This is a genomic window from Chryseobacterium gambrini (assembly GCF_027920505.1).
GTDB lineage: Bacteria > Bacteroidota > Bacteroidia > Flavobacteriales > Weeksellaceae > Chryseobacterium > Chryseobacterium gambrini.
Genome location: NZ_CP115857.1, coordinates 2,201,369 through 2,221,976 on the forward strand (window position 1 = coordinate 2,201,369; position 20,608 = coordinate 2,221,976).

At 36.3% G+C, this 20,608-nt stretch carries 18 protein-coding genes and 1 other RNA gene; 12 read left to right on the plus strand and 7 right to left on the minus strand.

Going from position 1 to position 20,608, the window contains the following annotated elements; translation table 11 throughout:
- Positions 1-84 precede the first annotated feature (84 nt).
- The 3 genes from PFY09_RS09965 to rpsU form a co-directional block, all read right to left on the minus strand.
- Complete coding sequence (locus PFY09_RS09965) at positions 85-375, minus strand: HPF/RaiA family ribosome-associated protein (RefSeq protein ID WP_076390695.1); 291 nt, start codon at positions 373-375, stop codon at positions 85-87.
- A complete protein-coding gene (locus PFY09_RS09970; protein WP_116097744.1) occupies positions 372-1,259 on the minus strand; it encodes a tyrosine-type recombinase/integrase in 888 nt (295 codons plus the stop codon). The genes PFY09_RS09965 and PFY09_RS09970 overlap by 4 nt, the downstream gene beginning before the upstream one ends.
- A gap of 81 nt (positions 1,260-1,340) precedes the next feature.
- Positions 1,341-1,538, minus strand: a complete 198-nt coding sequence (gene rpsU / locus PFY09_RS09975) for a 30S ribosomal protein S21 (RefSeq protein WP_062697349.1) — start codon at positions 1,536-1,538, stop codon at positions 1,341-1,343.
- A gap of 351 nt (positions 1,539-1,889) precedes the next feature.
- Here rpsU and PFY09_RS09980 point away from each other — a divergent pair, with 351 nt between their 5' ends.
- The 4 genes from PFY09_RS09980 to PFY09_RS09995 all read left to right on the plus strand — a co-directional run bounded on the left by PFY09_RS09980 (position 1,890) and on the right by PFY09_RS09995 (position 8,197).
- The gene (locus PFY09_RS09980; protein ID WP_271162304.1) at positions 1,890-5,717 is read left to right on the plus strand and encodes a T9SS type B sorting domain-containing protein; all 3,828 of its coding nucleotides are present in this window, start codon (positions 1,890-1,892) and stop codon (positions 5,715-5,717) included.
- A gap of 374 nt (positions 5,718-6,091) precedes the next feature.
- Positions 6,092-6,493: a transfer-messenger RNA gene (gene ssrA, locus PFY09_RS09985) on the plus strand.
- A gap of 232 nt (positions 6,494-6,725) precedes the next feature.
- Positions 6,726-7,277 (plus strand): DUF6932 family protein, encoded by a 552-nt coding sequence (locus PFY09_RS09990; protein WP_271162305.1) that lies wholly within the window; start codon positions 6,726-6,728, stop codon positions 7,275-7,277.
- A complete protein-coding gene (locus PFY09_RS09995; RefSeq protein ID WP_271162306.1) occupies positions 7,277-8,197 on the plus strand; it encodes a hypothetical protein in 921 nt (306 codons plus the stop codon). The genes PFY09_RS09990 and PFY09_RS09995 overlap by 1 nt, the downstream gene beginning before the upstream one ends.
- 272 nt (positions 8,198-8,469) lie before the next feature.
- Here the strand turns inward: PFY09_RS09995 and PFY09_RS10000 are convergent, their stop codons facing one another.
- Positions 8,470-8,967 (minus strand): thermonuclease family protein, encoded by a 498-nt coding sequence (locus PFY09_RS10000; RefSeq protein WP_271162307.1) that lies wholly within the window; start codon positions 8,965-8,967, stop codon positions 8,470-8,472.
- 299 nt (positions 8,968-9,266) lie between these two features.
- Between PFY09_RS10000 and PFY09_RS10005 the strand changes: the two genes are divergently transcribed.
- Genes PFY09_RS10005 through pyk form a run of 5 tightly spaced genes read left to right on the plus strand, consistent with a single transcriptional unit; the run spans position 9,267 to position 13,449 of the window.
- Entirely contained in the window at positions 9,267-9,506 is a 240-nt protein-coding gene (locus PFY09_RS10005) for an acyl carrier protein (protein WP_002976354.1), read from the plus strand.
- Positions 9,507-9,541: 35 nt separating this feature from the next.
- Positions 9,542-10,786 (plus strand): beta-ketoacyl-ACP synthase II, encoded by a 1,245-nt coding sequence (fabF, locus tag PFY09_RS10010; RefSeq protein WP_271162308.1) that lies wholly within the window; start codon positions 9,542-9,544, stop codon positions 10,784-10,786.
- A 9-nt stretch (positions 10,787-10,795) separates the two neighbouring features.
- A complete protein-coding gene (rnc, locus tag PFY09_RS10015; protein ID WP_076390691.1) occupies positions 10,796-11,560 on the plus strand; it encodes a ribonuclease III in 765 nt (254 codons plus the stop codon).
- Entirely contained in the window at positions 11,538-12,011 is a 474-nt protein-coding gene (locus tag PFY09_RS10020; RefSeq protein WP_108409443.1) for an IPExxxVDY family protein, read from the plus strand. Before rnc ends, PFY09_RS10020 begins: the two co-directional genes overlap by 23 nt.
- A complete protein-coding gene (pyk, locus tag PFY09_RS10025) occupies positions 12,004-13,449 on the plus strand; it encodes a pyruvate kinase (RefSeq protein WP_076390689.1) in 1,446 nt (481 codons plus the stop codon). Before PFY09_RS10020 ends, pyk begins: the two co-directional genes overlap by 8 nt.
- 150 nt (positions 13,450-13,599) lie before the next feature.
- Here pyk and PFY09_RS10030 read toward each other — a convergent pair whose 3' ends face one another.
- The 3 genes from PFY09_RS10030 to hutI all read right to left on the minus strand — a co-directional run bounded on the left by PFY09_RS10030 (position 13,600) and on the right by hutI (position 17,722).
- Positions 13,600-14,898, minus strand: coding sequence for an aldehyde dehydrogenase family protein (locus tag PFY09_RS10030; protein ID WP_271162309.1), 1,299 nt, complete (start codon positions 14,896-14,898; stop codon positions 13,600-13,602).
- A 141-nt stretch (positions 14,899-15,039) separates the two neighbouring features.
- The gene (hutG, locus tag PFY09_RS10035) at positions 15,040-15,960 is read right to left on the minus strand and encodes a formimidoylglutamase (RefSeq protein ID WP_271162310.1); all 921 of its coding nucleotides are present in this window, start codon (positions 15,958-15,960) and stop codon (positions 15,040-15,042) included.
- Positions 15,961-16,498: 538 nt separating this feature from the next.
- A complete protein-coding gene (hutI, locus tag PFY09_RS10040; RefSeq protein ID WP_271162311.1) occupies positions 16,499-17,722 on the minus strand; it encodes an imidazolonepropionase in 1,224 nt (407 codons plus the stop codon).
- Between the two features lie 257 nt (positions 17,723-17,979).
- On the opposite strand from hutI, the gene ruvB reads away from it, so the two are divergent.
- The 3 genes from ruvB to coaE all read left to right on the plus strand — a co-directional run bounded on the left by ruvB (position 17,980) and on the right by coaE (position 20,593).
- Positions 17,980-19,002 (plus strand): Holliday junction branch migration DNA helicase RuvB, encoded by a 1,023-nt coding sequence (gene ruvB / locus PFY09_RS10045; RefSeq protein ID WP_108410725.1) that lies wholly within the window; start codon positions 17,980-17,982, stop codon positions 19,000-19,002.
- Positions 19,003-19,081: 79 nt separating this feature from the next.
- Positions 19,082-19,948 (plus strand): MBL fold metallo-hydrolase, encoded by an 867-nt coding sequence (locus tag PFY09_RS10050; protein WP_271162312.1) that lies wholly within the window; start codon positions 19,082-19,084, stop codon positions 19,946-19,948.
- Between the two features lie 9 nt (positions 19,949-19,957).
- Positions 19,958-20,593 carry a dephospho-CoA kinase gene (gene coaE, locus PFY09_RS10055; RefSeq protein WP_271162313.1) on the plus strand — a complete coding sequence of 212 codons (636 nt, stop codon included), beginning with the start codon at positions 19,958-19,960 and terminating at the stop codon, positions 20,591-20,593.
- Positions 20,594-20,608 lie beyond the last annotated feature (15 nt).

Sequence of the window (20,608 nt, forward strand, 5' to 3'; positions counted from 1 at the left end):
CGCTGTTCCCTTTTTGCGAGTGCAAATATAGAACGGATTTTTTGAATTCTCAAATTTTTTAATAACTTTTTTTAACTTTTTTTTCTAAGCCATTTCTTTTTTCTTGATTAATAGCTTTTTAGCAGTATCAACACATAGGTCTAAACTTTCTTCAAAACTTGCAGAGGTCTTCTTTACCACGATATCGTCTCCCGGAACCGCCAGAATTATCTCGGCCGTTTTGTTTGCTTTATCCGAGTTGTTCTCTACTTTTAAGAATATTTTACACTCCTGAATTTTGTCATAAAAAGTATCCAGTTTGCTTACTTTTTTTTCAATGTGTGATTCTAGTGGTTCGTGTGGAGTTAAACCAATTGATTGTACTGTGATCTTCATAATTCGTCATTTTTTGAGGCTCTTGGATGAGCCCGATTAAACACTTTTTTCAATTGTTCTATATTAGCATTCGTGTAGACTTGTGTACTTGCAAGGCTGGAATGTCCTAATATTTTTTTTACTTTAGAGATCTCTGCCCCATTATCCAAAACGTGTGTAGCAAAGCTGTGACGAAGGATGTGAGGACTTCTTTTTTCTTTTGTTGTTACAAGACTAAGGTACTTATTAACGACCACATAAACAAATTTTTCAGTGAGTTTTTTGCCTTTGGTATTGACAAAAAAATATAAATCATGTTCAGGCAGTGGTTTCCTTATTTTCAAATAACTTTTAAGCAGATCCGAAAGTTCTCCGGAGATGGGGATGTATCTTTCTTTGTTTCCCTTTCCTATTATTTTCAGTTCGTTTCCGCTAAGGTTTACATTTTCAAAAGTCATACCACAAAGCTCTGCTTTCCGGATTCCCGTCTGATAAAGCACTTCAACGATACATTTATCCAGAATATCGTTAATTTCTTCAAAAACCTGATCATTAAGTGTTTGCATTTCTTCTTTTGATATAGGAATTTGTTTTTCGGGATAAAATTTTAATGAAGAAATACTTTCTGTGGGAGAAATTTTTATTTCACCAATCTTTAAAAGAAAAAGGTAAAAGCTGCGAAGCGAAGACAATTTTCTGTTGATACTCCGTTTGGAAATATCATTTTCGCTCAGCTCTACGATAAAATTTCTGATAATTTTTTTGTCGGCTTTGGAAATATCTTCCGAAGCTTCTGTCTTCAGAAAGAAATGGGAAAAATCTTCAAGGTCTTTTCGGTAGCTTGTAATGGTGTGAGGAGAATATCTCTTCTCGAACTGTAAATATTCCAGGAATTTGTCCAGCATCATTTAGTATATAAAAACAAAAATTCACTCTTCAAATATAAACATTTAAAGAGTGAATTTAGTATGTGTGTAAGAAAATTCTTAAGCCTGTTCTTCTTTGCTAAGATTTCTTTGCTTGTGAGCAGCCTTTAATCTAGCTTGTCTTAAAGTTACAGAAGGCTTGATAAACTGTTGTCTAGCTCTTAACTGACGAACTGTACCCGTTTTATCAAATTTTCTTTTATATTTTTTTAATGCTCTGTCGATAGACTCTCCGTCTTTTACTGGAATTATTAACATATATTACATCTCATTTTGGATTGCAAAAGTAAACATTATTTATGAAACCGCAAAACTTTATTCAATAAAAATCTTTAAAATCATACAACTTAAATTTTCAAAATAACTTATTAATAAAAGCATTTAACATTTTATTCGTAATAATTTAAGTGTATTTATAAAAAATTATTCAACAAATTATATGGTTTTGCATTCTTTATTTATTTAGATTTGCAGATTATATTAAACTGCTTAAAACCAAACAGCTATGATCCTATCCCATTACTCCTTTTTTATAAGGACTTTTCTGTTTTCACAGCCTATAGAATCTAAGTTTTGATTTATTTCGAGTAAAACCATATTCCCTTCAACATGCTTAAAAAATTACTCTTTTCTATCGTAATGCTCTTTTCTGTTTTTGTGTTTTCACAGGAAGATTGCGTTTCCGCCATTACTGTCTGCGGAAATTCGGGCATTAATTATACTCCTGTAGGAATCGGCAACACCAATGAAACTCTGGGAGGATGCCTTTCTTACGAGAACCACTCAGTTTGGTATAAATTTACGATTGCCACTAGCGGAACACTTACTTTTGACCTCGCTCCTACCGGACCGGTAGATTATGACTGGGCGATTTACGGACCGAATGTAACCTGCTCCAACAGAGGAACTCCGGTAAGATGTAACGCTTCCGGATATTATACCAATACAGGGATGAACATGACGAATACCAATACCTCATCCGGCGCAGGAAATACAGATCCTTACTGTAAATATATGGATGTTGTTGCGGGTCAGACGTACTATTTATACATAGATAATTGGTCTACAACAGTTTACACCTTTAATTTAACATGGGGAGGAACGGCAACTTTTGTATCTCCTTTTACCAATTCCACGATTGCTCCCAATCCTTTTGTGCCGCCGGGAAATCCGGGACCAACCGCAAGTTCTCCGAGAGAAATAAATATTTGCGGAAGTTCTACTACATTTAATTTCAGTGCCTTATCGCCGGGAATATTAAATGGAAATCCTAATTTTTATGTTTCCTATTACAGTACAGCGAACAACGCTGCTACGGGAACGAATCCGATTACCACACCTATTACAGTAAATACAGGAACTACTTACTACTATAATATAAGTTATCAGGATCCTAACAATCCCAATAATTCTATTAATTCCTGTAAACAAACGAATGCTATCGTTTTTAAAGACAAAAGTATAACGGCATCTATAACTGCATCCTCCACAAAGTTATGTCCTAACGGAAATGTTACTTTAACATCGAACAATGCGACAGGAAACACGTGGTCTACAGGAGCGACAACCCAGTCTATCACTGTAACTATACCCGGAACTTATACTTTAACGAGCAGCAACGGAATCTGTACGAGTCCACAAGCTTCCGTTACCATCACCCAGGACACAGATCCAAATGCGCAGATCAGCGGAAATCTGACATTGTGTGAAAATACTTCCACGATCCTTACTGCAACTTCAACGGGAACAGGAAACACCTATTCATGGTCTACCGGAGCTACAACTCCTTCAATTATCGTAACTTCTCCCGGAACGTATACCGTAACTGTAAAAACTCCGGCGAACTGTCAATACATAAAATCCGTAACGGTTGTACAGGGTGCGGTTCCTGTTGCACAAAATGCGACTTTAACCAATTGTTCCAGTACAAGCACCGCAATTTTTAATTTAACAACAGCACAACCCAACATAAGCACGACTTCTGGAGTTACTTTTGATTATTATGTGAATCAGGCAGATGCCATTGCCGGAAATACAAATACCATTGCAACGCCGACCGCTTATACATCGGGAAACGCAACTATTTATGTAAGAGTAAAAACAGCAACGTGCTCAAAGGTAGTTTCGCTTCAACTCAATGTAACCCAGCTTGCCTCTACAACGATTACAAGTTCATCTTTGACGATCTGTTTTGGCGGAAATGTAACGCTTACTTCAAGTGTTCCGACCGGAAATACATGGTCTACCGGAGCAACAACACAATCCATCACGGTTACATCCGGAGGAACTTATTCTTTAACCAACACCAACGGAATATGTACAAGTGCGCCGGTTTCAGTAACATTAACGACAGAAAGCGATCCGAATCCTCAGATTACGGGAAATTTAATTGTCTGCGGGTCTCCGACAACCTTAACAGCAACGTCTAACGGAACAGGAAATACATATTCATGGTCTACAGGTGCCATAGGAAATTCAATTTCAGTTTCAACGCCGGGAACTTATATGGTGACTGTAAATACTCCTGCCAACTGCCAGTACACAAAATCTGTGACAGTAGTTCAGGGAGCAGTGCCTGTTGTACAAAATTCATCTTTAAGCGTCTGTTCAAATAACAATACCGGAACATTTAATTTAACATCAGCGCAACCTAATATCAGTACAACGACAGGAGTAACATTCAGCTATTATCTGAATCAGGCAGATGCATTAGCCGGAAACAGCAATACGATTGCAAATCCTTCGGCTTATATTTCAGGAAATGCTACGATTTATGTTTTGGTAAAATCAGGCTCGTGTTCGAAAATTGCTGAATTACAATTAATTGTTAATGTAAAACCAATTCCGACAATTACTGCTTCATCGAATGTAATCTGTAACAACAATCCTGTTACCCTTACTTCGGGTTCAGCAACAGGAAACATATGGTCAAACGGCGCAACGACACAGTCGATCAGCGTATCTGCTCCGGGAACTTATACTTTAACCTATAATAACGGAACCTGCACAAGCGATCCCGTTTCCGTTACGATCACTCAGGGAACAGATCCGAATGTTCAGATTTCCGGAAATTTAAATTTTTGCGAAGGTGCTTCAACAGTTTTAACAGCTAGTGCAAACGGAACTGGAAATACTTTTTCATGGTCAAACGGAGCCACAACTGCCACAACCACAGTAAATGCTTCCGGAATTTATACGGTAACGGTAACTACGCCGGACGGTTGTCAATATACAAGATCTGCAACCGTGACAATGGATCCGGCCATCGTCATTAATATTAATCCTCCGGCAGAAATTAACTGTACAAATGCTCAGGTTACTTTAAACGCAACGACTTCTGTTTATCAACCCGGATCTACTTTCTTATGGACCGCTACAGGAGGAGGAAATATTGTTTCAGGCGCTACTACATTAACGCCAATCGTAAATAATGCAGGAACCTATACTTTAACGATTACGAGCCCTACTTCCTACGGATGCGTAAAACAAGGTTCTGTAACGGTTATTAAAAATATCACACCGCCGATCATCAGTGTTTCGGCACCAAAAATATCAATCTGTAAAGGGGAATCTATTGCTCTTACAGCAATGGGCGCAGCAACGTACACATGGACGGGATTAACAGGAAACGGCAACACACAGATTGTTTCCCCGACAATCACTACAACATATACGGTAACAGGAATCGGAACAAACGGCTGTTCTGCAACGACTCCTGCTACAATTACCATCACGGTTGTTCCGGAAATTGTTTCTACGCTAAAAAATATTGAAATCTGTAAGGGGGACAAAGGTATTCTGGATGCAGGAAGCGGTCCGAATTACTCTTATTCATGGAATACCGGAGCAACTTCTCAAACCATCAATGTAGACACCGCGGGAACCTATTCGGTAACCATCAGTAACGGAGTCTGTTCTAAAACGTTTACTGCAACGGTTGGATATATTGTAACCCCTCAAATTAAAGAAATCACTTACAAAGATCCATTCTTAACGATTATTGTACAAAATAACGGAAATGTACCTATAGAGTACTCCATAGACGGAGGCGTAACGTGGCAGGCTTCCAACACTTTCCAGGTACTAAAAAACACGAAATATTCGATAAGGGTAAGAAACAGAGGAGCAACCTGCGATACCACGGCCGATTATTATACGTTCTTTATGGCAAACGTTATTACTCCGAACAGTGACGGAAGCAATGATGTGATTGATTTCAGCGAGATCAGCAAATACGGAAATTTTGAAGGGGGTATTTTCGACCGATACGGAAAAGAAGTTTTCCGACCGACCACCAAAACACCGATCTGGGACGGAAAATACATCGGAAGACCTCTTCCAACCGGAACCTATTGGTATAAATTACAATGGGAAGATAAAATCATTAAAAAGCCTGTTCAGCTTTCGGGATGGATTTTACTGAAGAACAGGGATTGATGAGGTTGAAGTTAAGACTGAGATTGAGGTTGAGATTAAGATTGAGGAAAGGATTTAGATGAATTATAGAAGTGTCGGGTTTTTTCCGGCACTTTTTGTTTTTGAGGGTTATTTTTTTGCTGTTCAGGCTTTTGTTCTTTGCTTAAAAGTTTTTTTGTCTATCATTTATACTTACCCACTTCCACCTTAGCCCTGATTGTAGAGAAAATCCCGGAATGGAGCGGCGGAGCGAAGCGGAGCCGCGTAATGAGGAATTGCAACGGAAAGCAGGATAAAGCTTCAAATAAAATACATGAAATCCCATTATTAAAATGACTGAAAGAATATGAACTGAATTTGAATAAAAGTGTTATCTTTGCATTCACTTTATTCATGGGGTTGACTGGTTTCGACAGCAAGGTCAATGGGTAAGTAAGCATGCAGAGAACCGTAGCGCGATCTCTATAATCCCTTGCTACAAAATTTTAACTGGCAACGAAGAGTTCGCTCTTGCAGCTTAATATCGAAGTATAGTAGATCAAGCGTTTTCCCGAAGATGTTAGTAGGGAAGCAAGATATTCCACAAATGCTCTGTTCTGCGGCGTTTGATTCTGGGATATAGGAATGCGGAAATAAGGCTTTAGACGCTTCGGCTAAAGCTCGAAAACCTCAGAAGATAAGCCGGAAGTTGGGTGTCTGCTCTCTGCTTCCCGTCGAAAACCAATAGCAGAATAAGCATGTAGAAAGCTTATGTATTGCTTGTTTGGACGAGGGTTCGAATCCCTCCAACTCCACCGGAATGAAAGGTAATGAAACCTTTTAACAACTAAAAACCCTTTATATTAATGATATAGAGGGTTTTTTTAATGATCCTTTTTGTTACATAATATCTCATTAGATATTATGTTGGTGGTAACAATGGTTGTAACAAGAATAAATCTTATATTATGTCATAAATATTTTCCTCATTATTATCCATTTTATGTATTATATGTATATTTGATAAAACAAATAACCTTTAAATTAGTTATGCCGATTCCTGATTTTGATCACAATCACGTCATACCACCACACTTAGGAGATCCCTCAAAGAGAGGTGATACTTCTCCTTTTGAGTGTACAACATTGGAGTTATGTCAAAAATTCAGCACATCAAAAGAAAGAATTGAGATTCTACAAAAATTTTTAGATTTTAGAAAAAGAACTATTAATAGTGGTGTAAAGGTTGGTTTTCAATGGTTAGACGGTAGTTTTTTAGAAAACATTGAGAAATCTGAAGGCAGAAATCCAAACGATATAGACGTAGTTACTTTTTATGGTGGATTATCATTGACCGATCAATTTATGGCACATAAGTTTTTTCCAGAGTTCTTTAGTCCTAAACTGGCAAGAGATAAATTTTTAGTTGATCACTTCGCTGTTGATTATAGTCACGATCCAGATTTTACAATAGATCAAGTAAGATATTGGTCTCAATTGTTCACTCACAAAAGGAATGGAATTTGGAAGGGAATGTTGAAAATTCCTTTAAATACCCTGAAGGATGATGAAAATGCATTAAACTACCTAAAGTCACTCTGATGAGTTTACATAATAAAATTCAATATTTAAATACGCAACTAATAGATTTAAATCGACTGTTAGAAAAAGTTGGTGATCATCCATTAATGGCAGAAGGACTTAAAGAAAGAATTGAGATGATAGAGGATGAACTTAAATCGATTCCCTTAGAATCATTTGAACCATCTCTTCAACTTCTCTTCAGTGGTGATGCTGTTTTAGGTTCAAAAGGTATAAAATCAACTTTTTTAAGTAAGATAATGCCTCCACTCGAAGCTTTAGTAAAAACCCAATTAGCATTTAACAAATATGGAAAAGTTGGAAGGCGTGGGAGAGCAAGAAAAAGTTCTAATGCCGAATTATTCCTAACTGCCCTACCAAAAGGATCTTTCGGGATTGAACTATCACGATTAGATTTTGATGAGGAAGACTTGTATGATATAGTTGACACTTCTGATGCAATGAAAGATGTTATTACCCTGATTGCAAATACTACCGAGAGTGACCAATTATTTGAGAGTACAATCGAAACAACTCCAAAAAGAAACCTAAATAATCTGAAAAGGTTTTTACAGGAGGTTTCAAATGAAAGATCTATTTTAAAAATGGATAGTGGTAATTTACATATTGAATTATCAAAGGAAAAAATAGATAAGGCAGCTAGTAGAGTATCATTTGCACTAAAAGAAGATAATGAAATTTTTATTACCGGTATTTTTCGCGGAGTGCTATTAGATTCAAATAGATTCGATATTCTTGATGATGAGGGACAACAAATTTCAGGATCAATAAGTCATGATCTTGATGAAGAACAATTGATCGAATATGACAAAAAATTTTTGAATCAATATTGTAAAATTCATTTGATAGTTTATAAGACAAAATTTAAAACATTGAGTGAACGTACAGACTATGAACTATTAGAAATCACAGAGATTTAGATCAATCCGAGAATATTTGAGTTAATCTTTTTTATTATATGTTGGATATTCAAATGAACATCACGATATTTGCAGACTGTTCTTCTGGAAATTTCATACCCTCTTTTATTCAAAGTTTCACACAATTTAATACCTGTGTAGCGATTTAATATCTGTGTAGCGATGTTTTGAATCTTCATTAATTATTAAATCAAGCATTATACTCGAAATTTCGAATGCTGAATTACCGTCTACACCACCGGAATGAACAGTGATTTTAAATTTTTTAAATATTAAAGAGTTTTAGTTTTATTGCCCACCACCTTCTTCCTCCTGCTCTTTCGGTATTCCCAAGGCGAAACCGCATTCTTATCCATCCACAAACCAAGCTTTTTTGCTTTGGCGGTATCCTGTAATTTTTGCAGGTCAATATTCTTAGAGGCTTTAAAATACCACCATCCGAAACCTGCCTTTATGATTTCTTCGGAAAGATATTTATTATGATCGTAAAAAATTTTGGCAACGGTTCTTTTGTATCGGTCTTTTCCCATCCTGTAGAATGTTACCGTTTTTCCAAATACAGCTTCACAGGTAAATTGCTTGGCATTTTTTCCAAACGCCTGACCTTTTTCAGGACAATCGACTTCCGCAAGCCTTAATGTTTCCTGAATATTGTCCGATAATAAAACAACAACAGTATCACCATCTTTCACCTTAATTACTTTTCCTTCCGTCTGTGAAAAAATAAATACTGAAAATAAAAGAAACTGGATAAAAAGGATTTTTCTCATGAAAACAAAGAATATATAAAATAAAAAGAAGCTGCAAAAGTATAAATAATAAAGCTCTGATATAAAAAATACCATTTAAAATGCTCAATCAGACGGATTCTGTATTCAGGATAAAAAATGATGAATGATAAAGTTAAATAAGACAATGAAACGTTAAAATATAAACCCCTGAAAACTAAAACACTAAACCCATAATTTACAAAATACTCTCATGCAAACCACAAAAAAGACTAAAAAAATGTTTTATCGTAAAGAATTTTATATATTTGCACCATCTAACAATTAAAAAAAAATTTACTATGTCAGACATTGCATCAAGAGTAAAAGCTATCATCGCTGATAAGCTTGACGTTGAAGAAACAGAAGTAACTCCAGAAGCTAGCTTCACTAACGATTTAGGAGCTGATTCTTTGGATACAGTTGAACTTATCATGGAATTTGAAAAAGAATTCAATATTCAGATCCCTGATGATCAAGCAGAAAAAATTACTACTGTAGGACACGCTATCGCTTATATCGAAGAAGTAGTAAATAAATAATATTCTTCAACAAATAAGAAAATTAAACAAAGTTTATGGAATTAAAAAGAGTAGTTGTAACCGGTTTTGGAGCAATAACACCAATTGGAAATAATGCAAAAGAATACTGGGAAAATCTTGTGAAAGGTGAGAGCGGTGCTGCTCCTATTACTCTTTTTGATGCCACAAACTTTAAAACTAAGTTCGCTTGCGAAGTTAAAAATTTCAATCCATTAGACCATTTCGACAAGAAAGAGGCTAAAAAAATGGATAGAAATACACAGCTTGGGCTTGTTGCTGCAAGAGAAGCAGTAACCCACTCAAGAATTATTGAAGATAACGTAGACAAAAACAGAGTCGGCGTAATCTGGGGTTCAGGTATAGGAGGTTTAGAGACTTTTGAAACTGAAGTTTTAGGATGGGCAAACACGGAAATACCGAGATTCAACCCGTTCTTCATCCCTAAAATGATTGCAGACATCACACCGGGACATATTTCTATTGAATATGGATTCCATGGTCCGAATTATACTACTGTTTCTGCATGTGCATCTTCAGCAAATGCATTAATTGATTCCAAAATGCTGATCCAGCTTGGAAAAGCAGACGTTATTGTGTGTGGAGGCTCAGAAGCAGCCGTTACAGCAAGTGGTGTCGGTGGTTTCAATGCAATGATGGCACTTTCTACAAGAAATGATGATCCTAAAACCGCTTCAAGACCTTTCGACAAAGACAGAGATGGATTTGTTCTTGGGGAAGGAGCAGGATGTATTATCCTTGAAGAATATGAGCACGCCATAAAACGTGGTGCTACAATTTACGCAGAATTAAAAGGCGGAGGTCTGAGTGCAGATGCACATCACATGACAGCACCTCACCCTGAAGGTTTAGGCGCTTATCTCGTAATGAAGAACTGTCTAGAAGATGCAGGATTAACTGCTGATGAAGTAGATCACATCAATATGCATGGTACATCTACTCCATTAGGAGACATTGCAGAATCTAATGCCATTTCAAAATTATTGGGAGAACACGCTTTCGATATTCAGATTAATTCTACAAAATCAATGACCGGCCACCTTTTGGGTGCAGCAGGAGTTATTGAAGCTATTGCTGCGTTGGGAACTATTATTCATGGTATTGTTCCTCCTACCATCAACCATTTTACTGATGATGAAAATATCGATAGCAGACTGAATTTCACATTCAACGAAGCTGCTAAGAAAGATGTAAAAGTAGCCATGAGTAATACTTTTGGGTTTGGTGGGCACAATGCCTGCGTTCTATTTAAGAAAATCTAAATCTACTGAATGGAGTTACAGAAATACTTTTCTAAATTCCTTCTCAAAAAAAGAAAAAGACAACTAACGGAGAGAGATTATTTTCTCATTACTGAACTCAGCAAAATGCTTGGAACTGAGGTACAAAATGTTGCCCTCTACCGCGAAGCTTTTTCTTTAAAAAATTCTTCTAAAAATAAAGACAGCAATTACGAAAGGCTGGAATTTTTAGGAGATTCTGTTTTGGGTACAATTATTTCTTGTCATTTGTTTCATACCTATCCTCAAGCCAATGAAGGATATCTGACGCAGATGAAATCTAAGATTGTTAATAGGAAAAATCTTAATAAATTAGGAGAAGACTTAAAACTTACCAATCTTCTGCAGAAACAAAATTCTGTGGTGGCTTTAGGTGAAAACATCTCCGGAAATTTATTTGAAGCTTTAATTGGTGCTGTTTATTTAGATTTCCAGTATGAAACCTGTAAAAAGATCATTCTGGAAAGATTACTTACGCCTACAGAAATTAACAAACTAGAAAATAAAATTGTAAGCTACAAAGGTCTTCTGCTGGAATGGAGCCAGAAGAAGAAACTGAATATAAAGTACGAAACTTGCGAAGAAATTCAGGTAAATAAATCGATTGTTTTCCGATGTCATGTTTGGCTGGGAGAAGAAAAAATCGCGAATGCCACAGAAACTTCCAAGAAGAAAGCCGAAGAAAAGGCAGCACAAAGAGCATTTTATATTTTAAACAAAAAAGAAAATATACTTGGAAATCCAAAAACTTTATGATATAGATGATATTGAATTTGAAGATATTACCATCGGATTGGTAAGATTAGCAAAGAATATACCCGATCATGAGTTTTTCTACAAAGTAAATCAAAACAACGATCTTACATTCAAGAGGATTGAAGATGTTATTCTTCACGGATCTTATTATGATTACTTTTTTCCAAGATTTGAGGCTTACCACAAATTTACAAAGACTTGTTTTACCTTCATTTCGAACAGATCTGCAGAAAGTAAACAAAAAAAATTACAGACTGAACTCTTCTCGGAAGAAGAAAACATTAAATTTTTATTAAATAATCAGGTAGAAGTGCAATATATTTTGCACAGTTCGGAACAGTTTCCTGATTTTTCCGTAATTTTGCTCCCTGAAAATCTTGTGTTTCCGATTCAAGATTATACATTAGGTTCTGAGGAAGAACTTTATCAAATTATCCAGTATTATGAATAAGTATTTAAAGAAGACAAAAATTATTGCAACGCTTGGTCCGGCTTCATCGTCGAAGGAAGTAATGTTAGGGTTAATGAAAGCAGGTGTTGATATTTTCAGAATCAATTTTTCACACGCTGATTACGACTTAGTTCGTTCAAATATCGAGATCATCAGAGAACTTAATAAAGAATATGGCTTCTCGGTTGGTATTTTAGGAGATTTACAGGGTCCTAAACTAAGAGTAGGAGTTGTAAAAGAAGGTTCTTACCTTAATCCGGGAGACATCCTTACTTTTACCAACGAAAAAATTGAAGGAGATTCTACAAAAGTGTACATGACGTACCAACAGTTTCCACAGGATGTGAAGGTTGGAGAAAGAATCCTTATTGATGATGGTAAACTCGTTTTGGAAGTTACTGAAACCAATGAATTAGATACTGTAAAAGCGAAAACCATTCAGGGAGGACCATTGAGTTCTAAAAAAGGGGTAAACCTTCCCAATACGAATGTTTCTCTTCCTGCTTTAACGGAAAAGGACATTCAGGATGCCAATTTCATGCTGGATCAGGAAGTAGACTGGATCGCTCTTTCATTCGTTCGTCATGCACAGGACATTATTGATCTTAAAGAATTAATTTCAAAACATCCGAACGGAAAATTCAAAACGCCGATCATCGCGAAAATTGAAAAACCGGAAGGGGTAAAAAATATCGACGAAATCTTATTGGAATGCGACGGTTTGATGGTTGCACGTGGAGATTTGGGAGTTGAAGTTCCGATGGAAGAAGTTCCTGCTATCCAGAAGACTCTGGTAGAAAAAGCAAGATTCTATTCCAAGCCGGTAATTATCGCTACGCAAATGATGGAAACAATGATTAACAGTTTAACGCCAACAAGAGCGGAAGTAAATGACGTTGCAAACTCTGTATTGGACGGAGCAGATGCCGTAATGCTTTCAGGAGAAACTTCTGTAGGAAGATATCCGGTTCAGGTAGTGGAAAATATGGCGAAAATTGTGAAAAACATTGAAACTACTCATTTTTACCAGCACAAAAACGAGCCTATCGAAAAAGATTTCAACTGTATTGATGATCGATTTATCACCAACAGAGTTTGTCTTGCAGCCGTAAGAATTGCGAAAACCACTAATGTTTCTGCGATTGTTACTTTAACGAGTTCAGGATATACAGCATTCCAGCTTTCTGCACACAGACCCAATTCCCACATCATCGTATACAGCGGAAACAAAAGAGTTATTACCATGCTGAACCTTCTTTGGGGAGTTCACGCCTATTATTACGATATGAAGAAATCTACTGATGAAACGATTATCCAGGTAAATATGCTGACACATAACTACGGTTATATCGAGGCTGGAGACTTTGTAATCAATATCAATGCAACTCCATCTTACGAAGGCGGAAAAACAAATACCTTAAGATTAACGACAGTTTAATTTAAACAAAGTCATTATAAACAAAAAACTCACGAAAGATCTTTCGTGAGTTTTTATTTTTTTTGAGCTAAAAGCGGAAAGAATAAATATTGAAAGCGCATTAAGCAACACTTTTATAAACTTCCATCTCCCCTCTTCCAACTTCCTTATTTACTCATAATTTCCTACAACAGTTCTTGCCGTTACAAATTCGCGTAAAGCCAATAAAGACAGCTCTGTCCCATATCCTGAAGCTTTTGATCCACCGAATGGAAAACGCGGATCAGAACTTGTCATTCTGTTGATATTAACGGTTCCCGATTCAAGATTTTCTATGAAGAATAGTTGTCGTGACTGATCTTTTGTCCATACGGAATTTGAAAGTCCAAAAGGAATATCATTCGCCATTTTTAAAGCTTCTTCGTCATTTTTAGCAATCATCACCATTCCCAAAGGTCCGAAAAGCTCTTCCTGTAGAATAGGATTTCCTTCCTGCACACGAATTAAACCGGGTCTGAATTCATTTTCAGAAATTCTTTCCAGAGGAAGAATGATTTCAGCACCATGTTCCAGTGCTTTCTGAAACTGTTTTTCCAGTTCATCTGCCAGATCCGGTCTTGCCATTCCGGCAATTTTGGTTTCTTTATCCATCGGATCTCCAACCTCATATTTTTTATATTCTTCAATAAATATAGGAAGAAAGGCATCTTCAATTTTTTCATCAATGATGAATCTTTTCGCCGCGGTACAGGTTTGTCCGCAATTCTGAAGTCTTGATTTTACCCCTGCTTTTGCCGCTTCATCCAGATCTCCGTCGTCCAATACAATAAATGCATCACTTCCGCCAAGTTCAAGCAATGATTTTTTGATATTTAGTCCTGCAATAGAAGCAACTTCTCCTCCGGCTTTTCCGCTTCCTGTAAGACTGACTCCTTTTACCGCATCATGTTCGAGAATTCCTTTTACTTCTTTATGGCTTACCTCAAGATTCTGGAAAATTCCTTCCGGAAATCCGACTTCCAAAAGTACTTCTTCGATAGCATTTCCGCTTCCGAAACAAATTGAAGCATGTTTTAGCACAACGGTATTTCCGGCTAAAATGGCAGGAACGGCAAATCTCAAGACCTGCCAAAAAGGAAAATTCCATGGCATTACTCCTAAAATTACCCCTTTTGGAACATAATGAACTTCAGAATAAGAGAATTCGGACTCGATTTTCTCTGGTTTTAAAATATTTTCAGCATCTGCATAATAATTCATCATTGAAGCACACTTTTCCACCTCAGCAATAGATTCTGAAATAGGTTTGTTCATTTCCTGAGTAATGATCGTTCCAAATTTTTCAGAATTGTTTTTTAAGATTTCCGCTGCTTTAGCAATGAGTTTCTGTTTGTCTTCGAATGGTACTTTTTTCCATTCTGAAAATGCCTTATCTGCTTTGATAAGTTTATTTTCAATTAATTGTTCCATACTATAATTTCTGTTTTTAAACTCAGACTGTGCCGAATTTAATTAATGCTTTTCTTCAAGCATCTTGGAAGCAACAAATCCTGTTCCTTCGGGTTATATAAAATAATGATTTTTTCTATCGGAATATTGTTAAATTTTATGTTAAATCATAAACCACTCATTCATAAGTGTTGCGGCTAATCTTGCAGTTCTTTCCTGTATGTCAAACTGAGGATTTACCTCCGCGACATCGAGTGCCATAAGTTTTTCACTTTTCAGAATATGTCTGTAAAAATGCATGAATGCGGCATCAGCAAAAATTCCGTTATAAGCGGAAGCGGAAACTCCGGGAGCAATGGAAGCGTTGAAAACATCCATACAAATCGTAAGATACAGATAATCTACACTGTCGAGCAGATCATTAATTCTTTGGTAAACGGAAGGTAAATTTTCAAAGAAAAGTTCATCGGTAAGAATATATTTCATTCCGTACTGATGAGCGGTATCAAATAATTTCAAAGTATTTGAATTTCTCTGAATTCCGATATGCAGCGAATGAATTTCGCCTTCCTGAGCAATTTGCCAGAATCCGGTTCCGGAACTCGCTCCTACTCCATTTTCAGGCTGTCTGTTATCAAAATGAGCATCAATATTAATGATTCCTATCTTCTGTTCGGGATAAGCTGTTTTTAAGCCTAAATAATGTGCATAAGTCACTTCATGACCTCCGCCTAAAACTACAGATCTCCCTCCTTTCAGCAACACTTTGGAAACATTTTTGGCAAGACTGTTTTGCGTATTCTCTAAATTCCCGTCTTCACAGGTAATATTTCCAAAATCCAGCAAAGAAAAATCAGGACGGATTACAGGAAAATTCGACATATTTTTACGGATAATATCCGGAGCATCTTTTGCGCCCTGTCTTCCCTTATTCCGTCTAACGCCTTCATCTACAGCAAATCCATGTAAAACGAAATCTTTAGGTGAAACAAGATCATAATTATTTTCTTCTTTCACCCTCTGAAATATTCTGTGGAAAAGAAGCTCTTCTCCGTCTAATCTTCCCTGCCAAATATTATTCATACTAATTTATGTTTTGTGATTTTGTTATTCTTTATACCTATAAATACTTATGAGGAATTTAATGATAAAATATATTATTAAAATAAATACAATTAACCAAATTATTAAAATCGCTACATTTAAAATATTATTGGGATTGCTTTCTATTTTCTCAGTAAAAATTGCAAAGACGCCAACAAAAGATAGAAAAATAAATAATATTATTGATACTAAAATCAATAGGAAATTAATGATTATCTTTTTCATCTAACCTTAATTTTTAGCTTTATAATTTAATTATTTAATCCTGCCAACTAAATTTATGAATGCACTTTTTATTATTTGGAAAATACATCTTATTAAGAAATAAAAAGATATTAATAAAAGAAAACTTACAAAAACAAACCCTGAATATATAAGATTCAAAAACTGTCCTACGGTTTTTATATTTCCAATATTAACCCAAAGAGCTTGCAAGATAGAAAGTACGTTTAATGATATTATAAGAAGTACGAAATAAATTAGCAGATTTTTAATTCCCTTCAGCATGGCAAAGTTTTTATAATAATTTACCATCAATATAGACATTCTCCGCTTCTAAGCTTCCCTGATTATAAAGAACATTCTGGAAATTATTGGTTTTAAAAGTCACAAAATCCGCTTTTTGTCCTTCTGTTAATCTTCCTCTATCTTCCAGACCAAGCGCAAAAGCTGATCGGAAAGTCATTCCTGCTAAAACTTCTGCTGTCGTCAACTTTTCAAATGTTGCCAGAATGGAAGCCTGAGTAATTAAATTTCCCATAGGCGCAGAACCGGGATTCCAGTCACTTGCGATCGCTACAATCGCTCCTGCGTTCAATAATTTTCTAGTAAGCATAAATTTTTCTCCCAATCCTAAACTTGCACCGGGTAAAGCAGTGGCTACCGTATCTGATTTTGCTATAAATTCAATATCGTCATCAATGGTGGCTTCCAGATGATCGGCAGATTTTGCCCCCACTTCAACTGCAATTCTTGAACTTCCCGGAGTAAACTGATCTGCATGTACGGTAATTTCAAAACCCAATTCTTTAGCTTTTAACAAAAAGTTTTTGCTTTCTTCGGGCTGAAATGCCGATTTTTCAATGAAAATATCAACCCGCTTTGCCAAATCCTCTTCTTTTACTTTCGGTAAAATTTCCGTTACAATATAGTGCAAGTACTCTTCATTTCTTCCTTCAAAATCTCTTGGTTTTAGATGTGCGGAAAGACAGGTCGGAACCAGAGTTGCTTTCGTCTGTTCCTGCGCTTTTTTAATGATGCGAAGCATTTTCAGTTCGTTTTCTGCGTCTAAACCATAACCGCTTTTTACTTCAATGGTTGTAATTCCAAGAGAAATTAAAAAATCAATTCTTTCCAGCAAAGTTTTTAACAATTCTTCCTCCGATGCATTTCTTGTATGCTGCACCGAGCTCCAGATTCCTCCCCCGCTTTCGGCAATTTCGAGGTACGTTTTTCCTGCGTTACGCATGGCAAAATCATTCGCACGGTTTCCGCCAAAGCAAATATGCGTGTGGGAATCTACGAAAGCAGGAAGAACAATCTGCTCTCCTTCTACCGTTTCAATTTCTATATTCTGGTTTTCGGATTTTACAATCTCAAAGTTTCCAACCTTTTTGATTTTATTATTATCGATTAAAATTCCTCCATCGGGAATGATTTCAAGCTGTTCGTCTGAAAGTTTTCCTCTTAAAGGAAGGTTTGCAAGTGTTACAACCTGCTTGAAAGGACCAATTAGTTTCATTTATTTAGTTTAAAGCTAAAGTTTAGATCAATAGTTTGATTACTTTACTTAGATGCTTTCAGCATGACAAAAAATCTGCATAAAGTTTGTCATTCCGTAGGAATCTCAGCTTAGAATAGTTAAAAAAAATTTTAACTTGTTTTTTCTCTCTCAAAAATACTTAAAATATCTGTTGTTCTCAAATCTTAATTTTTAATGAAATCAACCTTACTCTTAATCTCAATTTTCCTATCTTTACGGTAAATGAAATTGAATTAATGCCCGATTTTTTACATCCCGATAAAGAAAATTATTCCCGCGAAGAACTTGCGCAGGAAGAGCAGATTCGTCCCCAGAGTTTTAAAGATTTTGCCGGACAGAGAAAAACATTGGAAAATCTTGAAGTTTTCGTGACGGCTGCAAAAAGGCGTGGCGGAGCGCTGGATCATGTTCTTTTACACGGTCCTCCCGGTTTGGGAAAGACCACTTTGGCCAATATCATCGCGAATGAACTTGGGGTAAACTGCAAGATAACTTCAGGACCTGTTTTGGATAAACCCGGAAGTTTAGCCGGTTTATTAACCAATCTGGAAGAAAATGATGTGCTTTTCATTGATGAAATCCACCGTCTTTCTCCTGTTGTGGAAGAATATCTGTATTCTGCAATGGAAGATTATAAAATTGATATCATGCTGGAAACCGGTCCGAATGCGAGAAGTGTACAGATCGGGCTGAATCCTTTTACTCTGGTGGGAGCAACAACCCGAAGCGGAATGCTGACCAAACCGATGTTGGCAAGATTTGGAATCCAAAGCAGACTTGAATATTATACGATTGAACTTTTGTCGATGATTATTATCCGAAGTGCAAGAGTTCTGGGCGTAAAAATTTATGAAGATGCCGCAATTGAAATTGCCAGAAGAAGCCGTGGAACACCGAGAATTGCCAATGCTCTTTTGAGAAGAGTAAGGGATTTTGCAGAAATAAAAGGCAATGGCGAAATTGAAATTAATATTACAAAATATGCTTTAAATTCATTAAACGTTGATGAATTTGGTCTGGATGAGATGGATAACAAAATCATGCGTGTCATGATTGAAAATTTTAAAGGAAAACCTGTGGGAATTTCGGCTTTGGCAACATCTATTGCAGAAAACCCTGAAACTCTGGAAGAAGTTTATGAACCTTTTTTAATTCAGGAAGGATTTATCATCAGAACTCCAAGAGGAAGAGAGGTTACCGAAAAAGCATACAAACATCTGAATATTGCGGTACCGAGAAATCCGGGTGAATTGTTTTAAGTTTAACTTGATTTCGAAGTAAAATTTAGATTTTCATTCAAATAAAAAATAAACAACATTATAAAAAACTCAATATTATATGAAGCTATATCCAATACAATGCGGAAAATTTAAGCTCGACGGCGGAGCGATGTTCGGAGTCGTCCCAAAGAGTCTGTGGGAAAAAACCAATCCTGCAGACGAAAGAAACCTGATTGAACTGGGAACCCGTTCTCTTCTTGTGGAAGACGGAAAAAAATTAATCTTAATTGACTGTGGTCTTGGAAATAAGCAGGACGACAAATTTTTCGGTCATTATTCGCTTTGGGGAGACGATAATTTAGACAAAAACTTAAAGAAATATGGTTTTGTAAGAGAGGATATCACCGATGTTTTCCTTACTCACCTTCACTTTGATCACTGCGGTGGCGCGATTGAATGGAATGATGATAAAACAGGTTACAGACCTGCTTTCAAAAATGCACAGTTCTGGACGAATGAAAATCACTGGAAATGGGCAACGGAACCTAATGCAAGAGAAAAAGCGAGTTTTCTGAAGGAGAACATTATTCCGATTCAGGAAAGCGGACAATTAAACTTTTTACCCCTTCCTGCAACCGGAAATTATGGTTTTGCACCGGATTTAAAAATGGATGTGATTTTTGTTGACGGTCATACGGAAAAGCAAATGCTTCCTGTGATTCAATATCAGGAAAAAACAATTGTTTTCGCGGCAGATTTAATTCCGACTGCGGGACATATTCCTCAGGTTTATGTGATGGGTTACGATACGCGTCCTCTTTTAACTTTAGAAGAAAAGGGTAAATTTCTTAAGCAGTGTGTGGATAATGAATATTTGCTATTCTTTGAGCATGATGCACACCACGAACTGGCAAGTCTGAAAATGACTGAAAAAGGGGTAAGATTAGACGAGACGTTTAGTTTTAATGATGTTTTTGGATATTAATTTTTGATTATGGAGGAATTACATTCAGAAACTCAGAAAGCAGAACCTGATCCCTTATCTGCACCCAAAATTATTGGCTTAACAGGCGGAATTGGCTCGGGAAAAACTACGGTTGCCAAATTCATTGAAGAGTTCGGATTTCCGGTTTATTATTCGGATGACAGGGCGAAAGATATCGTAAACGACAACGATGATTTAAAGCTGAAAATCAGGGAACTTTTAGGAGATGAAGCCTATGACGAAAACGGATTTTATAATCGGAAATTTGTTGCTGAAAAGGTTTTTAATGATAAAGATCTTCTTCAGAGCTTAAATGAAATTATTCATCCTGCTGTAAGAACAGATTTTGAAGAGTGGGTGAAAAAACAGACAAAGTATCTGGTTTTTAAAGAAACAGCTTTATTGTTTGAATTAAAATTAAACCAGCAATGTTATAAGTCTTTACTTGTTACCGCTGAAGATAATATCAGAATAAAAAGAGTAATGGACCGGGACGGAAAAACCTACCGCGAAGTTCAGGCAGTGATGGAAAAACAGATGCCGGAAAAAGACAAAATAAAACTTGCAGACTGCATTATTTATAACAATACCAATCTTGAAGATCTCAAGGAACAAACCGAAAAGATCGTCTTCGATATCGAATAAAATTAAGCTCGTTGG

Excerpts from the sequence above, each read along its gene's own strand:
- PFY09_RS09965 (WP_076390695.1), bottom strand. The coding sequence starts at position 375 with ATGAAGATCACAGTACAATCAATTGGTTTAACTCCACACGAACCACTA.
- PFY09_RS09970 (WP_116097744.1), bottom strand. The coding sequence starts at position 1,259 with ATGCTGGACAAATTCCTGGAATATTTACAGTTCGAGAAGAGATATTCT.
- rpsU (WP_062697349.1), bottom strand. The coding sequence starts at position 1,538 with ATGTTAATAATTCCAGTAAAAGACGGAGAGTCTATCGACAGAGCATTA.
- PFY09_RS09980 (WP_271162304.1), top strand. The coding sequence starts at position 1,890 with ATGCTTAAAAAATTACTCTTTTCTATCGTAATGCTCTTTTCTGTTTTT.
- PFY09_RS09990 (WP_271162305.1), top strand. The coding sequence starts at position 6,726 with ATGCCGATTCCTGATTTTGATCACAATCACGTCATACCACCACACTTA.
- PFY09_RS09995 (WP_271162306.1), top strand. The coding sequence starts at position 7,277 with ATGAGTTTACATAATAAAATTCAATATTTAAATACGCAACTAATAGAT.
- PFY09_RS10000 (WP_271162307.1), bottom strand. The coding sequence starts at position 8,967 with ATGAGAAAAATCCTTTTTATCCAGTTTCTTTTATTTTCAGTATTTATT.
- PFY09_RS10005 (WP_002976354.1), top strand. The coding sequence starts at position 9,267 with ATGTCAGACATTGCATCAAGAGTAAAAGCTATCATCGCTGATAAGCTT.
- fabF (WP_271162308.1), top strand. The coding sequence starts at position 9,542 with ATGGAATTAAAAAGAGTAGTTGTAACCGGTTTTGGAGCAATAACACCA.
- rnc (WP_076390691.1), top strand. The coding sequence starts at position 10,796 with ATGGAGTTACAGAAATACTTTTCTAAATTCCTTCTCAAAAAAAGAAAA.
- pyk (WP_076390689.1), top strand. The coding sequence starts at position 12,004 with ATGAATAAGTATTTAAAGAAGACAAAAATTATTGCAACGCTTGGTCCG.
- PFY09_RS10030 (WP_271162309.1), bottom strand. The coding sequence starts at position 14,898 with ATGGAACAATTAATTGAAAATAAACTTATCAAAGCAGATAAGGCATTT.
- hutG (WP_271162310.1), bottom strand. The coding sequence starts at position 15,960 with ATGAATAATATTTGGCAGGGAAGATTAGACGGAGAAGAGCTTCTTTTC.
- hutI (WP_271162311.1), bottom strand. The coding sequence starts at position 17,722 with ATGAAACTAATTGGTCCTTTCAAGCAGGTTGTAACACTTGCAAACCTT.
- ruvB (WP_108410725.1), top strand. The coding sequence starts at position 17,980 with ATGCCCGATTTTTTACATCCCGATAAAGAAAATTATTCCCGCGAAGAA.
- PFY09_RS10050 (WP_271162312.1), top strand. The coding sequence starts at position 19,082 with ATGAAGCTATATCCAATACAATGCGGAAAATTTAAGCTCGACGGCGGA.
- coaE (WP_271162313.1), top strand. The coding sequence starts at position 19,958 with ATGGAGGAATTACATTCAGAAACTCAGAAAGCAGAACCTGATCCCTTA.